The organism is Enterobacter cloacae complex sp. 677-3DZ2D5B (genome assembly GCF_004136695.1).
GTDB classification, from domain to species: Bacteria; Pseudomonadota; Gammaproteobacteria; order Enterobacterales; family Enterobacteriaceae; genus Enterobacter; species Enterobacter hormaechei_C.
In genome coordinates, this window is record NZ_QFLS01000005.1 from 355,526 (window position 1) to 377,624 (window position 22,099).

At 56.1% G+C, this 22,099-nt stretch carries 21 protein-coding genes; 8 read left to right on the top strand and 13 right to left on the bottom strand.

Annotated elements, in window-relative coordinates:
• Position 1: 1 nt before the first annotated feature.
• Together ligA and zipA are read right to left on the bottom strand one after the other, a co-directional pair.
• Positions 2-2,017, bottom strand: coding sequence for an NAD-dependent DNA ligase LigA (ligA, locus tag DD597_RS08985; protein WP_032645659.1), 2,016 nt, complete (start codon positions 2,015-2,017; stop codon positions 2-4).
• Between the two features lie 67 nt (positions 2,018-2,084).
• Positions 2,085-3,116 carry a cell division protein ZipA gene (zipA, locus tag DD597_RS08990; protein WP_032609784.1) on the bottom strand — a complete coding sequence of 344 codons (1,032 nt, stop codon included), beginning with the start codon at positions 3,114-3,116 and terminating at the stop codon, positions 2,085-2,087.
• 229 nt (positions 3,117-3,345) lie between these two features.
• Between zipA and cysZ the strand changes: the two genes are divergently transcribed.
• The 5 genes from cysZ (at position 3,346) to crr (ending at position 8,140) form a co-directional block, all read left to right on the top strand.
• The gene (gene cysZ / locus DD597_RS09000; RefSeq protein ID WP_058648644.1) at positions 3,346-4,107 is read left to right on the top strand and encodes a sulfate transporter CysZ; all 762 of its coding nucleotides are present in this window, start codon (positions 3,346-3,348) and stop codon (positions 4,105-4,107) included.
• Between the two features lie 163 nt (positions 4,108-4,270).
• Positions 4,271-5,242 (top strand): cysteine synthase A, encoded by a 972-nt coding sequence (gene cysK / locus DD597_RS09005; RefSeq protein WP_006811453.1) that lies wholly within the window; start codon positions 4,271-4,273, stop codon positions 5,240-5,242.
• Positions 5,243-5,559: 317 nt separating this feature from the next.
• Entirely contained in the window at positions 5,560-5,817 is a 258-nt protein-coding gene (gene ptsH, locus DD597_RS09020; protein WP_000487600.1) for a phosphocarrier protein Hpr, read from the top strand.
• Between the two features lie 45 nt (positions 5,818-5,862).
• A complete protein-coding gene (gene ptsI / locus DD597_RS09025; RefSeq protein ID WP_023314613.1) occupies positions 5,863-7,590 on the top strand; it encodes a phosphoenolpyruvate-protein phosphotransferase PtsI in 1,728 nt (575 codons plus the stop codon).
• 40 nt (positions 7,591-7,630) lie between these two features.
• Entirely contained in the window at positions 7,631-8,140 is a 510-nt protein-coding gene (gene crr / locus DD597_RS09030) for a PTS glucose transporter subunit IIA (protein WP_003861316.1), read from the top strand.
• A 44-nt stretch (positions 8,141-8,184) separates the two neighbouring features.
• Here crr and pdxK read toward each other — a convergent pair whose 3' ends face one another.
• The 10 genes from pdxK to DD597_RS09080 all read right to left on the bottom strand — a co-directional run bounded on the left by pdxK (position 8,185) and on the right by DD597_RS09080 (position 16,479).
• Positions 8,185-9,021, bottom strand: a complete 837-nt coding sequence (pdxK, locus tag DD597_RS09035; RefSeq protein ID WP_003861313.1) for a pyridoxine/pyridoxal/pyridoxamine kinase — start codon at positions 9,019-9,021, stop codon at positions 8,185-8,187.
• Between the two features lie 5 nt (positions 9,022-9,026).
• The gene (gene cysM / locus DD597_RS09040; RefSeq protein ID WP_003861311.1) at positions 9,027-9,938 is read right to left on the bottom strand and encodes a cysteine synthase CysM; all 912 of its coding nucleotides are present in this window, start codon (positions 9,936-9,938) and stop codon (positions 9,027-9,029) included.
• Between the two features lie 67 nt (positions 9,939-10,005).
• On the bottom strand, positions 10,006-11,100 hold the full coding sequence (gene cysA / locus DD597_RS09045; RefSeq protein ID WP_045896678.1) for a sulfate/thiosulfate ABC transporter ATP-binding protein CysA: 1,095 nt from the start codon (positions 11,098-11,100) through the stop codon (positions 10,006-10,008).
• Positions 11,090-11,965, bottom strand: coding sequence for a sulfate/thiosulfate ABC transporter permease CysW (gene cysW, locus DD597_RS09050; RefSeq protein ID WP_003861305.1), 876 nt, complete (start codon positions 11,963-11,965; stop codon positions 11,090-11,092). The genes cysA and cysW overlap by 11 nt, the downstream gene beginning before the upstream one ends.
• Positions 11,965-12,798: a sulfate/thiosulfate ABC transporter permease CysT gene (cysT, locus tag DD597_RS09055; protein WP_003861303.1), complete on the bottom strand. Its 834-nt coding sequence runs from the start codon at positions 12,796-12,798 to the stop codon at positions 11,965-11,967. The genes cysW and cysT overlap by 1 nt, the downstream gene beginning before the upstream one ends.
• Positions 12,798-13,811: a sulfate ABC transporter substrate-binding protein gene (locus DD597_RS09060; RefSeq protein WP_129256105.1), complete on the bottom strand. Its 1,014-nt coding sequence runs from the start codon at positions 13,809-13,811 to the stop codon at positions 12,798-12,800. Before DD597_RS09060 ends, cysT begins: the two co-directional genes overlap by 1 nt.
• 175 nt (positions 13,812-13,986) lie before the next feature.
• Complete coding sequence (locus DD597_RS09065) at positions 13,987-14,886, bottom strand: Dyp-type peroxidase (RefSeq protein WP_003861297.1); 900 nt, start codon at positions 14,884-14,886, stop codon at positions 13,987-13,989.
• Between the two features lie 92 nt (positions 14,887-14,978).
• The gene (locus DD597_RS09070) at positions 14,979-15,554 is read right to left on the bottom strand and encodes an RpoE-regulated lipoprotein (RefSeq protein ID WP_045345545.1); all 576 of its coding nucleotides are present in this window, start codon (positions 15,552-15,554) and stop codon (positions 14,979-14,981) included.
• 63 nt (positions 15,555-15,617) lie between these two features.
• Entirely contained in the window at positions 15,618-16,067 is a 450-nt protein-coding gene (locus DD597_RS09075; protein ID WP_023325021.1) for a DUF2919 domain-containing protein, read from the bottom strand.
• Entirely contained in the window at positions 16,054-16,479 is a 426-nt protein-coding gene (locus DD597_RS09080; protein WP_003861292.1) for a GNAT family acetyltransferase, read from the bottom strand. Before DD597_RS09080 ends, DD597_RS09075 begins: the two co-directional genes overlap by 14 nt.
• 212 nt (positions 16,480-16,691) lie before the next feature.
• On the opposite strand from DD597_RS09080, the gene amiA reads away from it, so the two are divergent.
• The gene (amiA, locus tag DD597_RS09090; RefSeq protein ID WP_023314619.1) at positions 16,692-17,567 is read left to right on the top strand and encodes an N-acetylmuramoyl-L-alanine amidase AmiA; all 876 of its coding nucleotides are present in this window, start codon (positions 16,692-16,694) and stop codon (positions 17,565-17,567) included.
• Entirely contained in the window at positions 17,567-18,466 is a 900-nt protein-coding gene (hemF, locus tag DD597_RS09095) for an oxygen-dependent coproporphyrinogen oxidase (RefSeq protein ID WP_045337255.1), read from the top strand. The genes amiA and hemF overlap by 1 nt, the downstream gene beginning before the upstream one ends.
• A 110-nt stretch (positions 18,467-18,576) precedes the next feature.
• Here the strand turns inward: hemF and maeB are convergent, their stop codons facing one another.
• Positions 18,577-20,856, bottom strand: a complete 2,280-nt coding sequence (maeB, locus tag DD597_RS09100; RefSeq protein ID WP_003863546.1) for an NADP-dependent oxaloacetate-decarboxylating malate dehydrogenase — start codon at positions 20,854-20,856, stop codon at positions 18,577-18,579.
• A gap of 286 nt (positions 20,857-21,142) precedes the next feature.
• Between maeB and tal the strand changes: the two genes are divergently transcribed.
• Positions 21,143-22,093, top strand: coding sequence for a transaldolase (tal, locus tag DD597_RS09105; RefSeq protein WP_023314621.1), 951 nt, complete (start codon positions 21,143-21,145; stop codon positions 22,091-22,093).
• The last annotated feature ends 6 nt before the right edge of the window (positions 22,094-22,099 follow it).

Here is a 22,099-nt window from a genome sequence, read left to right on the forward strand (position 1 = left end):
GTCACTCTCCTAACAGGCGCATCATTTCCGCTTCGTCGATTATCTCGATGCCAAGCTCCTGCGCTTTTGCCAGCTTCGAACCGGCCGCTTCCCCGGCAATCACCAGGTCGGTTTTCTTCGATACGCTGCCCGCCACTTTTGCCCCCAGCGCCACCAGGCGCGCTTTCGCGTCATCGCGTGAAAGCTGACTCAGGCTGCCGGTCAGCACCACCGTTTTACCGGCAAACGGACTGTCGATCTCTTCGGCATTAACCACTACCGGTGCGGGCCAGTGAATGCCCTGTTCCAGTAATTTACCGATCACTTCACGGTTGCTCTCTTCGGCGAAGAAGTTGAAAACGTGGGTGGCGACCACAATGCCGACATCAGGGACTTTCTGTAGCTCGTCGATGGTGGCTTTCTCCAGCGCGTCCAGCGTGCCGAAATACGCCGCCAGCCCTGCCGCCGTCGCCTCTCCGACTTCACGAATGCCGAGCGCGTAAAGGAAACGGGCAAAGGTGGTGTTTTTGGCCGCCTCGAGCGCGTTAACAATGTTCTGGGCAGATTTCGGTCCCATACGATCAAGACCGGTCAGCTTACCTGCCGTCAGGGTAAAGAGGTCCGCAGGCGTATGGACGTACTCTTTCTCAACTAACTGGTCGATAATCTTGTCACCCATTCCGTCCACGTCCATCGCCCGGCGGGAGACGAAGTGCTTCAGGGACTCTTTACGCTGCGCGCCGCAGATTAACCCGCCCGTACAGCGAGTTACCGCTTCACCTTCCACGCGCTCAACGTCAGAACCACATACCGGACAGTGGGCTGGAAACTCGATGGCACGGGTATCGGCAGGACGTTCAGACTCCACAACGTTAACCACCTGTGGGATCACATCACCCGCGCGGCGAATCACCACTTTGTCACCAATTCGCAGCCCCAGACGCGCAATTTCATCGGCGTTATGCAGCGTGGCGTTACTTACCAGCACGCCAGCCACCTGCACAGGCTCCAGACGCGCCACAGGCGTAATGGCCCCCGTACGTCCGACCTGAAACTCCACGTCGCGAACGAAGGTCATCTGCTCTTGCGCCGGAAACTTAAAGGCCACCGCCCAGCGTGGCGCACGGGCCACAAATCCCAACTGTTCCTGCAACGCCAGCGAATTAACCTTGATCACCACGCCGTCAATATCAAACCCGAGCGTGGGACGATCTTCTTCAACCTTGTGATAGAACGCCAGCACCGCCTCCGGAGAGTCGCAGAGCTGCACGCGGTTGCTTACCGGTAATCCCCACTCTTTGAACTGCATTAAACGACCCAGGTGGGTATCTGGCAGATCACCGCCTTCCAGGATCCCGACGCCGTAGCAGAAGAAAGTAAGCGGTCGCTTCGCGGTGATACGCGGATCGAGCTGACGCAGCGAACCTGCCGCCGCGTTACGCGGGTTAGCAAACACTTTCCCGCCGGTTCGACGCGCTTCTTCGTTGATCTTCTCGAAGCCCGCCTGCGGAAGGAACACTTCCCCGCGCACTTCCAGCCGGGCGGGAATGTTATCGCCACGCAGTTTCAGCGGGATCGCACGAATAGTGCGCACATTGGTGGTGATGTCTTCCCCGGTAGTGCCGTCGCCGCGCGTTGCGGCACGCACCATCACGCCGTTCTCATAAAGAATACTGACGGCCAGACCATCCAGCTTTAGCTCGCAGCACCAGCTCAGATTGTCGACGCTCTTCAGGCGATCCTGCACGCGCTTGTTGAAAGCCAGAAAACTCTCTTCATCAAACACGTTATCCAGCGACAGCATCGGCACTTCGTGGCGCACCTGGCTGAAAGCGCCCAGCGGTTCCGCACCGACGCGCTGCGTTGGAGAATCGGGCGTAATCAGTTCGGGGTGCTGAGCTTCCAGCTCGCGCAGTTCACGCATCAGGCGGTCATACTCCGCATCCGGCACTTCCGGTGCGTCCATAACATGATAGAGATATTCATGATGGCGAAGCGTGGTTCGCAGTTCAGTAAGTTGTTGTTCGATTGAGTCCATATCGCACCATCAATGAGAAAAACCCCCGACAGGCGGGGGTTGAGGAGGAGTTAAGTTAACGCGACGATTACGCGTTCGCTTCCTTAACTTCGCGGATGCGGTCCTGATACTCGCGCAGTTTCTGCGGCGTCATCATTCGACGCTGATCGTCGAGCACCACACCGCCCACTTCGTCGGCGATGTGCTGAGCGGACTGTAGCATCAGCTTAAAGTTTTGCAGCTCGTCACCGTAGGACGGCACCTGCATAAAGATCGTAACGCCTGGCGTGACGAAATCACCGGTCATTTCCGGGTCAAACGTGCCTGGATTGACCATATTGGCCAGGCTGAACAGCGCCGGACCGCTGCCGTCAGGACTCAGGTGGCGATGGAAAATATTCATGTCGCCGAACTTGAAGCCTGCCTGTTGGATGCTGTTAAGCAGCACATCACCGTTCAGATGGGTGCCATGATGAGCAGCCACGTTCATAATGATCACCGCTTCTTTACGCTGCGGCTTTTCAACAACCGGTTCTGGCTCTGCAACCGGCTCTGGCTCAGCGCGCGGGGCGGGCTGTGGCGCAGGCGGTTCAGGCTGCGGCTGCGGTTGTTGTACCGGCTGCGGCTGCTGAACAGGCTGTGGCTGATGCACTGGCTGCGGCTGCTGAACAGGCTGTGGCTGATGCACTGGCTGTGCAGGCTGTTGGACAGGTTGCGGCTGTACAGGCTGTGGCGCAACGGGCTGCTGTTGCACAGGCTGGTGCGGCGGATGACGAACAGGTTCTTCCACTGGCGGCGGCGCTGGCTGGCGCGGCTGGGCAGAGGCATACGGTGGTTGATACTGGTGCTGCGGAGCGCGGGGGGCCTCATGCTCTCCATGCGCTGCGCCGGGCGCAGTATTGACCCGATGAACACGAACTTCACCCACGCCGTCGTCGTCAAGACCGTCGATGTCGTCTTCAACGTCATCGTCGTCACGACTGGACTTCATCCGCTTCAGTGGACGATCGCGAAACATAGAGGAACGCTCTTTACGGCTGGTCCAGAAACCATGTACCAGTAAAGCGATTATGGCGATCGCGCCAACAATGATTAATATCAGACGCAAATCCTGCATCATTATATTCTCTGTTGTTCTAACACCTTGCCACCACGGCAAACATTTACTCACTAAGAGTATTTGCCGTTTACGTCAAGTGCAAGTGTATGCAGAGCATTCACAGCATAAAGATGAACTAAATCGTGCTTTTTGCTGGTTTTTCGAACATTTCCGAACTGGTCATTGGCCCGTAACTGGATAATATAGGCGGGCAATTCCACTGGTTGTGTAAAAAGGAGTACAGCCTGGTATGGTTTCAACATCTTCTTCTGCCTCACGCAGCGGGGTCTGGTACTTTTCTCAGGGCTGGAAACTGGTCTCCCTGCCGGGCATTCGACGCTTCGTTATTTTGCCGTTACTGATCAACATTATTCTGATGGGCGGGGCCTTCTGGTGGCTGTTCACCAGACTGGAAACGTGGATCCCTTCCCTGATGAGCTATGTGCCGGACTGGTTACAGTGGCTAGACTACCTGCTCTGGCCGATTGCGGTTATCTCCGTGCTGCTGGTTTTCGGCTATTTCTTTTCGACGATAGCAAACTGGATAGCCGCGCCGTTCAACGGTCTGCTGGCCGAACAGCTTGAAGCGCGCCTGACCGGTGCGACGCCACCTGACACGGGCGTATTGGGGCTCGTGAAAGATCTCCCCCGCATCATGAAGCGTGAATGGCAGAAGTTCGCCTGGTACCTGCCGCGGGCGATTGTGCTGCTTATCCTTTATTTTGTACCCGGGATTGGCCAGACGGTCGCGCCCGTGCTGTGGTTCCTGTTCAGCGCCTGGATGCTCGCTATCCAGTACTGTGATTATCCGTTCGATAACCACAAAGTGCCGTTTAAAGAGATGCGCACTGCCCTGCGCACTCAGAAGGTTGCCAATATGCAGTTTGGCGCGCTGACCAGCCTGTTTACCATGATCCCTTTCCTGAATTTGTTCATCATGCCCGTTGCCGTATGCGGCGCGACGGCGATGTGGGTGGACTGCTACCGTGCTAAGCACGCGTTATGGAAGTAATGCAAAAATGTGTAAAAGAGGGGTGGCTTATGCCGCCCCTTATTCCATACTGATCCCCATTATTTCCTTGCAGCATATAGATATGCGATTTCCTTACTTCCCCATACCTGTTCAACAGGTATGCTGGGTCGGTATCCCAATTTCATACAGTTAAGGACAGGCCATGAGTAAGATTTATGAAGACAACTCGCTGACTATCGGTCATACGCCCCTGGTTCGACTGAACCGTATCGGTAATGGACGCATTCTGGCGAAGGTCGAATCTCGTAACCCAAGCTTCAGCGTTAAATGCCGTATCGGTGCGAATATGATTTGGGATGCTGAAAAGCGTGGCGTGCTGAAACCTGGCGTTGAGCTGGTTGAACCCACCAGCGGCAATACCGGTATCGCTCTGGCCTATGTTGCGGCGGCGCGTGGCTATAAGCTGACGCTGACTATGCCTGAAACCATGAGCATTGAGCGTCGTAAGCTGCTGAAAGCGCTGGGTGCGAACCTGGTCCTGACCGAAGGCGCGAAAGGCATGAAGGGCGCGATTCAGAAGGCCGAAGAAATCGTCGCCAGCGATCCGGCAAAGTATCTGCTGCTCCAGCAGTTCAGCAACCCGGCCAACCCGGAAATTCATGAGAAAACCACCGGCCCGGAAATCTGGGAAGATACCGACGGTCAGGTTGATGTGTTTATCTCCGGCGTAGGCACCGGCGGTACGCTGACCGGGGTGTCTCGCTATATTAAAGGCACGAAAGGTAAAAAAGATCTGATTACCGTTGCCGTTGAGCCAACCGACTCGCCGGTTATCGCTCAGGCGCTGGCAGGCGAAGAGATCAAACCAGGTCCGCACAAAATCCAGGGTATCGGGGCTGGCTTTATTCCAGGCAACCTCGATCTGAAGCTGATCGATAAAGTGGTCGCCATCACCAATGAAGAAGCCATCTCTACGGCGCGTCGCCTGATGGACGAGGAAGGCATTCTGGCGGGTATCTCTTCCGGTGCGGCGGTTGCGGCAGCGCTCAAACTGCTGGAAGACGAAACCTTTACCAATAAGAACATTGTGGTTATCCTACCGTCTTCGGGTGAGCGTTACTTAAGCACAGCACTGTTTGCCGATCTCTTCACAGAGAAAGAACTGCAACAGTGATGCCAGCATGTTAAAAACGCGTAAAAAAGCACCTTTTCAGGTGCTTTTTTGTGGCCTGCTTCAAAGTTTTACCCCTCCTGGCATTGCTTCACCCCGTTGGGTCTGGTATTTAAACCAGCAATTATTTTGATGCGCGAAATTAATCGGTGAACGAAATAGCGCTGCTGAATCGATTTTATGATTTGGTTCAAGTCTTGCTTTCACTGCATAATGTTTAATGACGATTGAAACGTCAGCGCTAACTATACAGGCTAAAGTTAAGTCGCCAGGCTAGACTTTAGTTCCACAACACTAAACCTATAAGTTGGGGAAATACAATGTTCCAGCAAGAAGTTACCATTACCGCTCCGAACGGTCTGCACACCCGCCCTGCTGCTCAGTTTGTTAAAGAAGCGAAAGGCTTCACTTCTGAAATCACTGTGACTTCCAACGGCAAAAGCGCTAGCGCAAAAAGCCTGTTCAAGCTGCAAACTCTGGGCCTGACTCAGGGTACCGTTGTTACCATCTCCGCCGAAGGTGAAGACGAGCAGAAAGCAGTTGAGCATCTGGTTAAGCTGATGGCTGAACTCGAGTAAGTTTACCGGGTTCTTTTCAATATCAGTCACAAGTAAGGTAGGGTTATGATTTCAGGCATTTTAGCATCCCCGGGTATCGCTTTCGGCAAAGCATTGCTGCTGAAAGAAGACGAAATCGTCATTGACCGGAAAAAAATTTCTGCCGACAAGGTTGATCAGGAAGTTGAACGTTTTCTGAGCGGTCGTGCCAAGGCATCTGCGCAACTGGAAGCGATTAAAACTAAAGCTGGCGAAACTTTCGGTGAAGAAAAAGAAGCCATCTTCGAAGGGCACATTATGCTGCTCGAAGATGAGGAGCTGGAGCAGGAAATCATAGCCCTGATTAAAGATAAAGGCATGACAGCCGACGCGGCTGCGCATGAAGTTATCGAAGGTCAGGCATCTGCCCTGGAAGAGCTGGACGATGAATACCTGAAAGAACGTGCGGCTGACGTACGTGACATCGGTAAGCGCCTGCTGCGCAATATCCTGGGTCTGGCCATCATCGATCTGAGCGCGATTCAGGACGAAGTTATCCTGGTTGCCGCTGACCTGACCCCGTCTGAAACCGCACAGCTGAACCTGAACAAGGTGCTGGGTTTCATTACTGACGCAGGTGGACGTACCTCCCACACCTCAATCATGGCGCGTTCTCTGGAGCTGCCAGCCATCGTGGGTACCGGTAGCGTTACCTCTCAGGTTAAAAACGACGACTATCTGATTCTGGATGCCGTAAACAACGTGGTTTACGTCAACCCAACTAACGATGTGATCGAGCAACTGCGCGCCGTTCAGGAGCAGGTTGCTACCGAGAAAGCGGAACTCGCTAAACTGAAAGATCTGCCAGCCATCACGCTGGACGGCCATCAGGTTGAAGTGTGCGCTAACATCGGTACCGTACGTGACGTTGACGGCGCTGAGCGCAACGGCGCGGAAGGTGTGGGTCTGTATCGTACTGAATTCCTGTTCATGGATCGCGACGCTCTGCCAACGGAAGAAGAGCAGTTTGCAGCGTACAAAGCGGTTGCGGAAGCGTGCGGCTCGCAGGCGGTTATCGTCCGTACCATGGACATCGGTGGCGACAAAGAGCTGCCGTACATGAACTTCCCGAAAGAAGAGAACCCGTTCCTGGGCTGGCGTGCCGTGCGTATCGCCATGGATCGCAAAGAGATCCTGCGTGACCAGGTTCGCGCTATTCTGCGTGCCTCCGCTTTCGGTAAACTGCGCATCATGTTCCCGATGATCATCTCTGTTGAAGAAGTGCGTGCACTGAAGAAAGAGATCGAAATCTACAAACAGGAACTGCGCGACGAAGGTAAAGCATTTGACGAATCCATTGAGATCGGCGTGATGGTGGAAACACCGGCAGCCGCGACCATTGCGCGTCATTTAGCCAAAGAAGTTGATTTCTTTAGTATCGGTACCAATGATTTAACGCAGTACACCCTGGCAGTTGACCGTGGTAATGATATGATTTCACATCTCTACCAGCCAATGTCACCGTCCGTACTGAATTTGATCAAGCAAGTTATTGATGCTTCTCATGCAGAAGGTAAATGGACTGGCATGTGTGGTGAGCTTGCAGGCGACGAACGTGCTACACTTCTGTTGCTGGGTATGGGTCTGGACGAATTCTCTATGAGCGCCATTTCCATCCCGCGCATTAAGAAGATTATCCGTAACACGAACTTCGAAGATGCGAAGGTGTTAGCAGAGCAGGCTCTTGCTCAACCGACAACGGACGAGTTAATGACGCTGGTTAACAAGTTCATTGAAGAAAAAACAATCTGCTAATCCACGAGATGCGGCCCAATTTACTGCTTAGGAGAAGATCATGGGTTTGTTCGATAAACTGAAATCTCTGGTTTCTGATGACAAGAAAGACTCCGGAACTATTGAGATTGTTGCTCCGCTCTCCGGCGAGATCGTCAACATCGAAGACGTGCCGGATGTAGTGTTTGCTGAGAAAATCGTTGGTGATGGCATTGCTATCAAACCAACTGGCAACAAAATGGTTGCTCCAGTTGACGGCACCATCGGTAAAATTTTTGAAACCAACCATGCGTTCTCTATCGAATCCGATAGCGGTATCGAACTGTTCGTTCACTTCGGTATCGACACCGTTGAACTGAAAGGCGAAGGCTTTAAACGTATCGCGGAAGAAGGCCAGCGTGTTAAAGTTGGCGACCCGGTAATTGAATTCGATCTGCCACTGCTGGAAGAAAAAGCGAAGTCTACCCTGACTCCGGTTGTTATCTCCAACATGGACGAAATCAAAGAACTGATCAAACTGTCTGGCAGCGTTACCGTGGGTGAAACCCCGGTTATCCGCATCAAGAAGTAATTCTTGCCGCACGGTAAAATGGCGCCTTCGGGCGCCATTTTTGTTTATGCAGGCAGGATAAGCTCGTCATAGCCTTTCGACTGCGTATAGATCATCACGTCAGTCACCCTGTCGCCCGCCATGCGAATGGCGTCGGCCACGGTTTTACCCCCGACGATACCGCTCACCAGCTCCGAACAGAACAGATCCCCCGTCCCTTTCAGATCCGTCTCTACGCGCGGGTGCGCGCTAACGGTAACACCTTCTTCGCTCACCAGCACGACGTGTATATTCTGCGGATCGTCAGCCACTGGCGCACTAGTGATAGCCACCCATTTCAGCGAGTTGGACAGCAGCCCCTGCGCGGCGGCAATGGCGCTCTCCGGCGTACGGCACGGTTTGCCGCTCAGCACTTCCAGTTCATACACGTTGGGCGTAATGCCCTGGGCCAGCGGGAGCAGATGCTCACGGTAAGCTTCAGGAATATCCGGCTTCACGTACATCCCGCTGTCGATATCCCCGATTACCGGGTCAACCAGCACCAGCAGATCGGGATGTTGCACTTTGATCGCCTTCAGCCACTGCGCCAGCAGCACGATCTGGCTGGCACTGCCCATATACCCGGTTGTCACCGCTTTTAACTCGCGTAAAATCTCACGCTCTTCCAGCGCCTTCAGGTAGCCGCTGAACCACTCGTCCGGGATCACCCCGCCGTAGAAGGTGTCGTAGTGTGGCGTATTGCTGAACAGCACCGTCGGCACGGCGGTAACGTTCAGCCGGTGGGTGCGAATATTCGGCACCGCGATGCTGTTTCCCACGCTGCCGTACACCACCTGCGACTGTACGGCGACAATATCGGTTTGCTGCGCCCGGGTGTTATCCCGGAATAAAATCATCTCCATGACGCTTAAATCCCCGCCCCCTGCGAATAACTCTCTTCACCAAAGACGCCGGTAGACAGGTAACGGTCGCCGCGATCGCAAATAATCGCTACGACCACCGCTCCCGGCGTGGACTCAGCCACCCGGATCGCGCCCGCTACGGCACCGCCAGAGCTGACGCCGCAGAAGATGCCTTCACGTACGGCCAGCTCACGCATGGTATTTTCCGCCTCGCGCTGATGAATATCCAGCACCTGGTCCACAAGCTGCGCATTAAAGATGCCCGGCATATACTCCGCCGGCCAGCGGCGGATGCCCGGAATACTGCTCCCCTCTTCCGGTTGCAGGCCGACAATCGTCACTGGCTTATCCTGTTCACGCAGAAAGCGTGACACACCGGTGATCGTGCCCGTGGTCCCCATGCTGGAGACAAAGTGGGTGATGCGCCCGGCGGTTTGCTGCCAGATTTCCGGGCCGGTGGTGGTGTAGTGCGCGTACGGGTTGTCCGGGTTGTTGAACTGGTCGAGCAGCTTGCCTTCCCCGCGCTCCGCCATCGCTAACGCTAAATCTCGCGCCCCTTCCATCCCCTGCTCTTTGCTCACCAGAATCAGCTCGGCCCCGTAGGCACGCATGGCGGCACGGCGCTCCTGGCTCATGTTATCCGGCATCAGCAGCTTCATACGATAGCCTTTCAGGGCGGCTATCATCGCCAGTGCGATACCGGTGTTACCACTGGTGGCTTCGATCAGCACATCGCCGGGCTTTATCTCGCCGCGCTTTTCGGCCTGAACAATCATCGACAGCGCCGCCCGGTCTTTCACCGACCCCGCCGGGTTATTGCCTTCAAGTTTGACCCAGATTTCGCTGCCGTTGTCACACCCCATGCGCTGAAGTTTGACCAGAGGGGTGTTGCCGATGGTGTGTTCGAGTGTATTCACGATTTTTACTCAATAAAAAGCCCGGTAAGCATCACGCCACCGGGCGAAAAACATACTCAATAACCTATCAGGCTGACTCCGCCAGAGCAATATCCTCGCGCGTCTCGATGCGCTCGTTGCCGTGATAAATGCGCGCGTGTTGCAGCCCCACAAACAGGCGTTCCCCCCGGTGCGGCGGCTCGTCGTCACGCATAACCACGGTCAGCGGCTCGGTGTACCAGCCCAGGGGCTGTACCACCAATTGGGTGTAGTGGCCTTTAGGGCTAGCTTCCAGCACCTGCACCGGAAGCGGTGAATCCAGGCTGGTACGGCGGCTGACGTCCACTTCCCACGGACGCAGGAACAGATCCACCGGCCCCTGATGCGCGGAGGTATACCCCAGCGGCCAGCGGTGCGCGCCAACGTGGAACTGACCGCCGCGAATGGTGCCCTGAAGGCGGTTTACTTCTCCCATAAACTCCAGCACAAAGCGGGTCGCCGGTTCACGCCAGAGCTGCTCTGGCTCGTCAACCTGCTCAATGTTGCCCTGACTCATTACTACCACGCGGTCGGCCACTTCCATCGCCTCTTCCTGATCGTGGGTCACGAAAACGCTGGTGAACTGGAGTTCCTCATGCAGCTGACGCAGCCAACGGCGCAGCTCTTTACGCACCTGCGCATCCAGCGCGCCAAACGGTTCGTCCAGTAGCAGGATTTGCGGTTCAACGGCTAACGCACGCGCCAGCGCCACGCGCTGCTTCTGCCCGCCGGAAAGCTGAGCCGGGAAGCGGTCCGCCAGATGTGCAAGCTGCACCATCTCCAGCAGTTTGGTCACTTTCGCTTTGATGGCGGCGGCATCTGGACGTTCACGACGCGGCAGCACGGTCAGGCCAAACGCAATGTTGTCAAATACCGTCATGTGGCGGAACAGCGCGTAATGCTGGAATACAAAGCCCACTTTACGGTCGCGGGCGTGCAGGCGGCTCACGTCCGTACCGTGGAAGCGGATATGTCCGCTGGTCTGGTGCTCAAGCCCGGCGATAATACGCAGCAGCGTGGTTTTACCGGAGCCAGACGGCCCCAGCAGCGCCACCATTTGTCCGGAAGGGACATCCAGCGAGATATCATTCAGCACCTGGGTGCGACCAAAAGACTTCTTAATATTGGCAATCTCAATGCTCATGATTTCCCTCCTGATGCTGACGTTTTTCCTGATTCTCTAAACGCCACTGCACCACACTCTTCAAAAACAGGGTCAAAATGGCCATCAGCGTCAGCAACGCTGCGGCAGTAAAGGAACCGACAGTGTTGTAGTCCTGTTCCAGTAATTCAATCTGTAACGGCAGCGACAGGGTTTCGCCGCGAATCGAGCCGGATACTACCGACACCGCGCCAAACTCACCGATCGCACGGGCGTTGGTCAGCACCACGCCGTAAAGCAGTGCCCAGCGGATATTCGGCAGCGTGACGCGGCGGAACATCTGCCAGCCGGAAGCGCCGAGCAGCACCGCGGCTTCATCTTCATGGCTGCCCTGGCTGAGCATCACTGGCACCAGCTCGCGCACCACGAACGGACAGGTGACAAAGACGGTCACCAGCACCATCCCCGGCCAGGCGAACATGATTTGCAGGTCGTGTTCATCCAGCCAGCCGCCCAGCGGGCCATTGGAGCCGTAGAAGAGCAGATAAACCAGACCCGCCACCACAGGAGACACCGCAAACGGGATATCCAGCAGGGTCAGCAGCAGCTGACGCCCCGGGAAGTTAAAGCGCGTTACCAGCCAGGCCAGCAATACGCCAAACACCAGATTCACCGGGACAGTGATCAGGGCAATCATCACCGTCAGCCAGATGGCGTGGAGCATGTCCGGATCGGCCAGATTTTGCAGCGCGGGCATAATCCCTTTGCTGAAGGCCTGTACGAAGATGTACACCATCGGCACGACGAGAATGAATGCGGAGACCAGCACGCCGGTACCAATCAGAAACCATTTGCCCCAGTTGATGCGGGGCGCGTCATAGCGCTTCAATTGCGTAACTTCCGCCATCAGTGACCTACCACACGTCGACCAAAGCGACTTTGCAGAGTGTTAATCGAAAACAGTAGCAGCAGCGACGCGGCAAGGATCACCGAGGCAATCGCGCTCGCGGCCGGATAATCAAACTCCTGCAAACGGACAAAAATCATCAGCGAGGTCACTTCGGTTTTCCACGCGATGTTCCCGGCGATAAAAATGACCGCGCCAAATTCACCGAGGCTGCGGGTAAAGGAGAGCGCCACCCCCGCCAGCAAGGCCGGAGAAAGTTCCGGCAGAACAACCTTACGGAAACTCTGCCAGCGCGTGGCGCCCAGGGTTTCCGCGGCCTCTTCGTATTCGGGTCCTAACTCTTCCAGCACCGGCTGCACGGTACGCACCACAAACGGGATGCTGGTAAAGGCCATCGCCACCGCGATACCGAGCCAGGTATAGGTCACTTTGATATCAAACTTCGCCAGCCACTCACCGTAAAAGCCGTTCACGGAAAACAGCGACGCCAGCGTCAAACCGGCCACTGCCGTCGGCAGGGCAAAGGGCAGATCCATCAACGCGTCGAGGAGCGTGCGGCCCGGGAAGCGATAGCGGGTTAAGATCCACGCCATCAGCAGGCCAAACACGCCGTTAAAAATCGAGGCCACGAACGCAGACAGCAGCGTGACCTTATAGGCCGCCACCACCTGAGGGTTGGTGACCACTTCCCAGTACTGGGACCAGCTCATCTCAGCGAGCTGCATCACCAGAGCGCTGAGCGGTAACAATAAAATCAGACAGACGAACAGCAGGCTGGTCCCGAGGCTTAAGGTAAAACCCGGCAGCACACGTCTTGTTGATCCTGCAAACATTACTTACGCCCCGCCGCCAGCAATTTGTCTAACTCACCGCCGCTGGCAAAATGCGTTTTCATCACCTCAGGCCAGGCGCGGAAATGATCTTCCACGCGGAACAGCTCGGTCTGCGGGAATTTGTCTTTCAGCTTGCTCATCACGTCCGGGTTGTTGACACGGTAGTAGTAGTCGGTGATAACGGTCTGCGCCTGCGGGCTGTACAGATAGTTCAGGTAGGCTTTCGCCGCCTTTTCTGTGCCGTTAGCCTTAACGTTTTTATCCACCCACGCCACCGGGAACTCGGCCAGAATGTTGGTTTTCGGGATAACCACTTCGAAGCCCTGCGCTTCGTACTGTTTACGAATATTGTTCACCTCGGATTCAAAGCTGATCAGCACGTCGCCCAGCCCGCGTTCGGCGAAGGTAGTGGTTGCGCCACGACCGCCGGTATCAAACACCTCGACGTTTTTCAGGAACTGGGTCATAAACTGTTCGGTTTTCGCTTTATCGTTACCGTCAGCTTTGTCCGCCGCGCCCCACGCCGCCAGATAGGTGTAACGTGCGTTGCCGGAGGTTTTCGGATTCGGGAAGATCAGCTTGACGTCAGAACGCACCAGGTCGTTCCAGTCGTGGATGTTCTTCGGGTTGCCCTTGCGCACCAGGAAGCCCATGGTGGAGTAAAATGGCGAACTGTTGTTCGGCAGGCGGCTTTGCCAGTTCGCCGGGATCAGTTTGCCTTTGTCGTGCAGGATCTGCACGTCCGTGACCTGGTTGTAGGTCACCACGTCCGCTTTCAGCCCCTGCAAAATGGCCAGCGCCTGCTTGGATGAGCCAGCGTGCGACTGTTTGATGGTCAGCTTGTCGCCGTTGTTCTCTTTCGCCCACTGCTGTTCAAATGCGGGATTAAGGGTGGCAAACAGCTCGCGCGAAACATCATAAGAACTGTTCAGCAACTCGGTTGCCTGCGCCTGCGCCACCAGCAGTAAACCTGCCAGTGCCAGCGATCCTTTTTTCAGTACAGTAACGGCCATTGCGCACCCTTATAAATGTGATGACTATCTTATAGTCATAATATTTATAACGGAGTCTAAAGGAGTAACGGTTTTATATACCGTTTGGTGATTTAGAAGCAGAAAAGGGAATAAGGGTGCGAGAGAAATTGCCGGGTGGCGCTAACGCTTACCCGGCCTACGAATGGAGAGCGATTTACAGCGCCAGCAGGCGCTCAACGGACGGCGCAAAGTAGTAGCCGCCAGTCACCGGACGGGTGAAGCGCAGCATGGCGTCACGCTTGCCGTCGGTATCGCCAAACATGCTCAGCAGCTGCTGTTCAATGTTGTAGAGGCGCGCGCAGTAAGCGCAGAAGTAAAGGCCGTGCGTACCGCTCGCGGTGCCGTACGGCAGGCTCTGGCGAACAATCTTCAGCCCCTTACCGTCTTCTTTAAGGTCAACGCGGGACAGGTGGGACGTGACCGGACGCGCATCGCCGTCAATCTCTTCATTGGCATCTTTGGTACGGCCAATCATCATCTCCTGGTCATGCACGCTCATGCGGTTGAGCTGCCTGAGGTTATGCTCCCAGCGCTGGACGAACACGTAGCTGCCGCCCGCGTCAACGCCATCCTTGATTACAGCCACCTCGCGGCGCGTCTCTTCCCCGGCCGGGTTTTCGGTGCCGTCGACGAAGCCGCTCAAATCGCGCTCTTCCACCCAGCGGAAACCGTGGATCTCTTCCTGCACGTCGATGCTGTCACCAAAGGCCTCAATCGCTGCCTGAGCGATGGAGAAGTTCACGTCGTGGCGCAGGGAGAGGATATGGATCAGGACGTCATACTGGGTGGCAGGCGCAAGACCTTTGCCATAAGGAATAAAATCTTTCAGCTCTTCTGCGCCTTCGCCGCCGCTCAGCTGACGCCAGACGGTATTGCCAAAGGCAACCACCGCGCCCAGATGGGCTTCGGGGAATTTGGCCTGGAAGGTGGCCAGTTTATCAACGAAAACTTTGCTGGCCGCGCGCAGGGCATCCACATCCCCTTTGACGTTGGCTTCAATCCAAATCGCCGCGCGGCAATGTTCTGGCAAAATGCCACTCTGAACCTGAGACATCGCTCCTCCTGAAAAAAAGATGCCACGACTGCGTGGCATTGATGGCGGCTATTATACCTGGATTTCAGCGAGGCGGCTTGCTCAGGCGCAAATTACTGCTTCCAGATAATTTTGCTCACTTTCCACTTTTTCAGGGTGTCGTCAGACGGCATTAACCCTTCCGGACCGTTCCAGGTGCCGCTGAATACATAGCTAATGTGCTGGCTGCCGTCGGCCTTACACTCGACCGCCACGCTCTCCTCCGACGGCACACTGGCGCAGTGGCCAAACGCTTTCTGGTAGAGCTCGCCAAACGGCGTACCTACCTTCACGCCACCTGAGGTCGGGATCTCTTCATCCATCACCGCAATGCGGTTGACCGTACCTTTATCGCCGTTGATGACCATCGCCACATTGTCGTCTTTCAACGCTTCGAAATAGCGCACGATGTTGCCGTTCTCGGTTTTCATGCCGCTGCGCAGGCGATAATCACTGCCGATGGCATCCTGAATGGCATCCTGATCCAGCGCCGTCGAGGCGGTAATTTTGCCCACGCCCTGCTCGGTCACTTCCGTTGAGGAACCAAACCAGTTCCACGGATAGGCCGCAGACCAGTTGATGGATGAGAGCGTGGAACAGCCGGTTAACGCCAGCGGGAGAGCGCATAAAAGTAAACGCAGCGATTTCATTGAGACGTCCTTACGTAGTAAATCAACGCTTGTTGGAGTGCAGTATCGGCAAAAAGTGCCGTTTTAATCTGGCTCTTGCGTAAAACAGGCGCGTAAACGGGGATTCGTGACCAGCCACAGCAGCGCGACAATATCCGCCACCACCAGCGCAATCCCGATACCTGATAGCGGCTCGCCGTACAGCCAGAGCACGGGCTGCCAGACCAGGAGCACAACCTGCGCCAGAATCAATAGCCAGCGAAGTGCGCGCCAGAAGCGCGGGAGGAACTGCCGCCGTCCGCTGCACAGGAACGCCAGCACCGCCGGTACACCGGGCAGTAACCCCAGCCAGAACGCATCGTGATCGGGATAAAAGAGATTCAGTAGCGTATCGCCCTGCCCGCGCGACGCGCCAGCCATCACGAACAGCACCCAGGTGCGGGCCTGCAACAGCAGAACGCACCAGAACAAAAAAGGCAGACGCAGACGACCGTGAACATCATAGTCGCCAGGGTGGAACTCAGTACTCTTCATCTTCGATCAGGCGCTTACCCAGCGTCAGTACATCCGCATGCTCGTAGCCCAGACGTTCATACATGCCCAGCACCACGTCGTTATCTTCCCGGACCATAATCTGGATTTTCGGGCAGCCACGGGCGATCAGCTTCTTTTCCAGACGGTTAAGCAGCGCGTTGGCGATGCCGCGCGCGCGGTATTCCGGGTGCACGCCCAGATAGTAGGCCGAGCCGCGGTGGCCGTCGTACCCGCCCATCACCGTCCCGACTACTTCGCCGTTGACCTCAGCGACCAGAAACAGACTGACATCGTGATTCACCTTCCGTTCGATGTCCATCTCCGGATCGTTCCACGGACGCAGCAGATCGCAGCGCTCCCAAAGGGTGATCACCTCTTCGAAATCTTCCTGGCGAAAAACGCGTATCTCCATGGTATTAACCGCCTTTTCGGGTTTAAAAACAGTGATTATGGCGTGAACAGGGCATTTAGCCAATAACCGGGGAAAAACTCGCCAAAATTTGGCATAATGTCACTTTGTCACGTATTGAAATGAAAAGTAAAACAATTCTCAATAAGGACTGTCGTAACGGGAAACACGATACGATATAACACCAGGACCCCAATTTTTACAATTCAGGCCGCATGAGCACATTCAAACCATTAAAAGCACTCACATCGCGTCGTCAGGTTCTCAAAGCGGGGCTGGCGGCCTTAACGTTAACGGGCATCGCAAAGCAGGCTCAGGCAAAAGAAGAGAGCACGCTTAAAACCAGTAACGGACACAGCAAGCCGAAAACCAAAAAAGCCGGCGCAAAGCGTCTGGTCATGCTCGATCCAGGCCACGGCGGGATCGACACCGGCGCCATTGGCCGAAACGGTTCGAAAGAAAAACACGTCGTGCTGGCAATTGCAAAAAATGTGCGCGCAATTTTACGCAGCAACGGTATTGACGCCCGCCTGACGCGCACGGGCGACACGTTTATCCCGCTGTACGATCGCGTGGAGATTGCCCACAAGCACGGCGCAGACCTGTTTATGTCCATTCACGCGGATGGCTTCACAAACCCTTCCGCCGCAGGCGCCTCGGTGTTCGCTCTCTCCAACCGTGGCGCCAGTAGCGCCATGGCGAAATACCTCTCCGATCGTGAAAACCGGGCGGATGAAGTGGCCGGGAAAAAAGCTACCGACAAAGACCATCTGTTACAGCAGGTTCTGTTTGATCTCGTGCAGACCGATACCATCAAAAACAGCCTGACGCTCGGCTCGCATATCCTTAAACGGATTAAGCCCGTGCACCGTCTGCACAGCAAAAGCACCGAGCAGGCCGCGTTTGTGGTGCTGAAGTCCCCGTCCATACCGTCCGTGCTGGTGGAAACCTCGTTCATTACCAACCCGGAAGAAGAGCGTTTACTCGGCACTAAGGCGTTTCGTCAGAAGATCGCGAACGCCATCGCCTCCGGGGTCATCAGTTATTTCAACTGGTTCGATAATCAAAAAGCGCACTCCAGGAAACGTTGATGAAACCGAATGCACAGCTGGTCAAAACTTTCCTGATGCAGTTACAGGACGCGATTTGCCAGAAACTTTCCGCCGCAGACGGCGGTGAATTCCAGGAAGACACCTGGCAGCGCGAAGCGGGCGGCGGCGGGCGCAGCCGCGTGCTGCGTAACGGCGGTATTTTTGAACAGGCCGGGGTCAACTTCTCCCACGTCCACGGTGATGCAATGCCAGCGTCCGCCACGGCGCATCGGCCTGAACTGGCGGGCCGCAGCTTCGAGGCGATGGGCGTCTCGCTGGTAGTGCATCCGCATAACCCGTTTGTGCCAACCAGCCACGCCAACGTGCGCTTTTTCATCGCGGAAAAACCGGGGGCCGATCCGGTCTGGTGGTTTGGCGGCGGTTTCGACTTAACGCCTTACTATGGCTTCGAAGAGGATGCCGTGCACTGGCACACCACCGCGCGCGACCTCTGCCTGCCGTTTGGCGAAGACGTTTACCCGAAATACAAAAAGTGGTGCGATGACTATTTCTATCTGAAGCACCGCGACGAGCAGCGCGGCATCGGCGGGCTGTTCTTTGACGATCTCAACACGCCGGATTTTGATACCGCGTTCAGCTTTATGCGCGCGGTGGGTGAAGGCTTTACCGATGCCTATCTGCCGATTGTCGAACGCCGCAAAAACACCGACTACGGCGTGCGCGAGCGTGAGTTCCAGCTTTACCGCCGCGGGCGCTACGTGGAGTTTAACCTGGTATGGGATCGCGGGACGCTGTTTGGCCTGCAAACCGGTGGGCGCACGGAGTCCATTCTGATGTCGATGCCGCCGCTGGTGCGCTGGGAATACAGCTACGCGCCAAAAGAAGGCAGCCCGGAGGCTGCCTTGAGTGAGTTTATTCGGGTTCGGGACTGGGTGTAACCCTTACCCCTCACCCCGGCCCTCTCCCCAAAGGGGCGAGGGTGAAAAGACGGCTCGGAGCTGTCCCCTCTCCACTCAGGGGAGAGGGTTAGGGTGAGGGGTGGGGTTAATTACAGCGGCTGCGTCTGTGCCTCAACCACCGCCAGCGCCACCATGTTGACGATACGACGCACGGAGGCAATCGGCGTTAACACATGCACCGGTTTTGACACCCCCATCAGCACTGGCCCTACGGTCACCCCTTCAGAACTCGACACACGCAGCAGGTTATAGCTGATACGCGCCGCTTCCACGTTCGGCATAATCAGCACGTTCGCCGAGCCTTTCAGCGGGCTGTCCGGCATGCGTTCGTTACGGATGCTCTCCACCAGCGCGGCGTCGCCGTGCATCTCGCCGTCGATCATCAGCTCCGGCGCACGCTCGCGCACCAGGTCCAGCGTCTGGCGCATTTTGCACGCCGCCGCGGATTTGGATGACCCGAAGTTAGAGTGCGACAGCAGCGCCACTTTCGGCTCGATACCAAAGCGGCGCACGGTTTCCGCCGCCATCACGGTGATTTCCGCCAGTTCCTCCGGGGAAGGATCGTCGTTGACGTAGGTATCGGCGATAAAGGTGTTACCGCTTGGCAGCAGCAGCGCGTTCATTGCGCCGGCAGTATGGACGCCCTCGCGATAGCCGAAGATCTCCTGCACCACGCTGAAATGCTCATGGTACTCGCCGATGGTGCCGCAGATCAGCGCATCCGCCTCACCGCGATGAACCATGATCGCGCCGATCACCGTGGTATTGCTGATCACCGCCCGCTGCGCCTGCTCCTGGGTGATCCCGCGACGCTTCATGATCGAATAGTATTCGTTCCAGTACTCTTTGAAGCGCGGATCGGATTCGTTATTGACGATCTCAAAGTCGACGCCCGGCTTAATTTGCAGACCCAGCTTCTGAATACGCATCTCGATCACGCTCGGACGACCAATCAGGATCGGTTTCGCCAGCCCTAAGGTGATCAGCTCCTGCGTGGCATGCAGCACGCGCGCCTCTTCCCCTTCCGCCAGCACCACGCGCTTCGCGTCAGCGCGCGCCTGGGAGAAGATCGGCTTCATAAACAGGTTGGTTTTGTAAACGAACTCGGTGAGTTTATCGACGTAGGCATCGAAATCTTCAATCGGCCGCGTCGCCACGCCGGAGTCCATCGCCGCTTTAGCCACCGCTGGCGCGATCTTCACGATCAGACGCGGGTCAAATGGTTTAGGGATAATGTAGTCGGGGCCGAAGCTCAGATCCTGATCGCCGTAGGCGGAGGCCACCACTTCGCTCTGCTCGGCGTGCGCCAGCTCTGCGATAGCATGAACGGCGGCGAGCTTCATCTCTTCGTTGATTGCCGTAGCGCCGACGTCCAGCGCACCGCGGAAGATGAACGGGAAGCAGAGCACGTTGTTCACCTGGTTCGGGTAGTCCGAACGTCCGGTACAGATGATCGCGTCTTCACGCACCGCCTTCGCCAGCGGCGGCAGAATTTCCGGCTCCGGGTTCGCCAGGGCCAGGATCATTGGCGCGCGCGCCATCTTCTGCACCATCTCCTGGGTCAGTACTTTCGGGCCTGAACAGCCGAGGAAAATGTCGGCACCTTCAATGACGTCTTCTAGCGTGCGCTTGCCGTCGTCTTCCACCGCATAGGCCGCCTTGGTTTCCGCCATGTTTGGCTCGCGGTCTTTGTAGATCACGCCCTTGGAGTCGCAGACCACAATATTGTGCTTCTGCATGCCCAGCGCCACCAGCAGGTTCATACAGGCGATGGCCGCGGCGCCTGCGCCGGAGACCACCATGCGCACGTCGGAGAGATTTTTCTCTACCACGCGCAGGCCGTTCAGAATGGCGGCGGTACTGATAATCGCCGTGCCGTGCTGGTCGTCATGGAACACGGGAATGTTCATACGCTCGCGCAGCTTCTGCTCGATATAGAAACATTCCGGCGCTTTGATGTCTTCCAGGTTGATGCCGCCGAAGGTCGGCTCCAGCGCCGCCACCACGTTGATGAATTTATCCGGATCCAGTTCGTCCACTTCGATATCGAAGACGTCGATACCGGCAAATTTCTTAAACAGAACGCCCTTCCCTTCCATCACCGGCTTACCGGCCAGCGCACCGATGTTCCCTAACCCCAGCACCGCCGTACCGTTAGAGATAACGGCCACCAGGTTGCCACGGGCGGTGTATTTGTACGCTGCCAGCGGATCTTTTTCGATTTCCAGGCACGGAGCAGCCACGCCTGGCGAGTAGGCCAGCGCCAGATCGCGCTGGGTCGCCAGCGGTTTGGTCGGGGATACCTGGATTTTACCCGGAACAGGAAACTCGTGAAAATCGAGAGCGCTTTGTTTTAACTGATCATCCATCTTGTTATTCCTTTCACGTTTCGGTCAAAAAGGGTGATGTTGACGTTCCTATGCACACCCTGGTGTGCCGCATAGTATCGCCGCAGGCAGGCTCCTAAACTTTGAAGGCTGCCAAACTCTCACCATTGCAGAATAAAAATTGTTATCAATTTATAACAACCATGTTACCCGTCTCAGACAGCAATGCCTCCCCCGTCTGCTATGCTTTTTTGTTAAGTCCATCATGATTTTCTCAGAAGTGTGAACTAACGCACTCGACTAACTCTTTTATTTCCAAGGAGTAATTATGAACCAGCTAGACGGCATCAAACAATTTACCACCGTGGTTGCAGACAGCGGCGACATCGAGTCGATTCGTCACTACCAGCCGGAAGACGCGACCACCAACCCCTCGCTGCTGCTCAAGGCGGCCGGTCTTGCGCACTTTAGTCATCTGATTGATGACGCCCTTGCCTATGGCAAACAGCGCGGGCAAACGCAGGAGCAGCAGGTCGCCGAGGCCAGCGACAAGCTGGCGGTCAATATCGGTGCGGAAATTCTTAAAAGCATACCGGGACGCGTCTCCACCGAAGTGGACGCCCGCCTCTCGTTTGACCAGGAAAAGAGCATCAACAAGGCTCGCCGCCTGGTGGAACTCTACCAGGAGCAGGGGATCGATAAGTCACGCATCCTGATCAAGCTTGCGTCTACCTGGGAAGGCATCCGCGCGGCGGAAGTGCTGGAGAAAGAGGGGATCCACTGCAACCTGACGCTGCTGTTCTCCTTCGCCCAAGCGCGTGCCTGCGCCGAAGCGGGCGTGTTCCTGATTTCACCGTTTGTCGGACGTATCTACGACTGGTATCAGGCGAAACAGCCAATGGATCCGTACGTGGTGGAAGAAGATCCCGGCGTGAAATCGGTGCGTAATATCTACGATTATTACAAGCAGCACCGCTACGAAACCATCGTGATGGGGGCCAGCTTCCGCCGCACCGAGCAGATCCTGGCGCTCGCGGGCTGCGACCGGCTGACCATCTCCCCTGACCTGCTGAAAAAGCTTCAGGAGAGTGAAGAGACGGTGATCCGCAAGCTTGTGCCGACCTCTACCGTTCTGCCAAAACCAAAACCCATGACCGAAGCGGAATTCCGCTGGGAGCACAATCAGGACCCAATGGCCGTGGAAAAACTGGCGGACGGCATCCGTCAGTTCGCCGTCGACCAGCGCAAACTCGAAGATCTTCTCGCTGCCAAACTTTAACCTTGC

Coding starts and splice junctions, on each gene's coding strand:
- ligA (WP_032645659.1), bottom strand. CDS start 2,017: ATGGACTCAATCGAACAACAACTTACTGAACTGCGAACCACGCTTCGC.
- zipA (WP_032609784.1), bottom strand. CDS start 3,116: ATGATGCAGGATTTGCGTCTGATATTAATCATTGTTGGCGCGATCGCC.
- cysZ (WP_058648644.1), top strand. CDS start 3,346: ATGGTTTCAACATCTTCTTCTGCCTCACGCAGCGGGGTCTGGTACTTT.
- cysK (WP_006811453.1), top strand. CDS start 4,271: ATGAGTAAGATTTATGAAGACAACTCGCTGACTATCGGTCATACGCCC.
- ptsH (WP_000487600.1), top strand. CDS start 5,560: ATGTTCCAGCAAGAAGTTACCATTACCGCTCCGAACGGTCTGCACACC.
- ptsI (WP_023314613.1), top strand. CDS start 5,863: ATGATTTCAGGCATTTTAGCATCCCCGGGTATCGCTTTCGGCAAAGCA.
- crr (WP_003861316.1), top strand. CDS start 7,631: ATGGGTTTGTTCGATAAACTGAAATCTCTGGTTTCTGATGACAAGAAA.
- pdxK (WP_003861313.1), bottom strand. CDS start 9,021: ATGGAGATGATTTTATTCCGGGATAACACCCGGGCGCAGCAAACCGAT.
- cysA (WP_045896678.1), bottom strand. CDS start 11,100: ATGAGCATTGAGATTGCCAATATTAAGAAGTCTTTTGGTCGCACCCAG.
- cysW (WP_003861305.1), bottom strand. CDS start 11,965: ATGGCGGAAGTTACGCAATTGAAGCGCTATGACGCGCCCCGCATCAAC.
- cysT (WP_003861303.1), bottom strand. CDS start 12,798: ATGTTTGCAGGATCAACAAGACGTGTGCTGCCGGGTTTTACCTTAAGC.
- DD597_RS09060 (WP_129256105.1), bottom strand. CDS start 13,811: ATGGCCGTTACTGTACTGAAAAAAGGATCGCTGGCACTGGCAGGTTTA.
- DD597_RS09065 (WP_003861297.1), bottom strand. CDS start 14,886: ATGTCTCAGGTTCAGAGTGGCATTTTGCCAGAACATTGCCGCGCGGCG.
- DD597_RS09070 (WP_045345545.1), bottom strand. CDS start 15,554: ATGAAATCGCTGCGTTTACTTTTATGCGCTCTCCCGCTGGCGTTAACC.
- DD597_RS09075 (WP_023325021.1), bottom strand. CDS start 16,067: ATGAAGAGTACTGAGTTCCACCCTGGCGACTATGATGTTCACGGTCGT.
- DD597_RS09080 (WP_003861292.1), bottom strand. CDS start 16,479: ATGGAGATACGCGTTTTTCGCCAGGAAGATTTCGAAGAGGTGATCACC.
- amiA (WP_023314619.1), top strand. CDS start 16,692: ATGAGCACATTCAAACCATTAAAAGCACTCACATCGCGTCGTCAGGTT.
- hemF (WP_045337255.1), top strand. CDS start 17,567: ATGAAACCGAATGCACAGCTGGTCAAAACTTTCCTGATGCAGTTACAG.
- maeB (WP_003863546.1), bottom strand. CDS start 20,856: ATGGATGATCAGTTAAAACAAAGCGCTCTCGATTTTCACGAGTTTCCT.
- tal (WP_023314621.1), top strand. CDS start 21,143: ATGAACCAGCTAGACGGCATCAAACAATTTACCACCGTGGTTGCAGAC.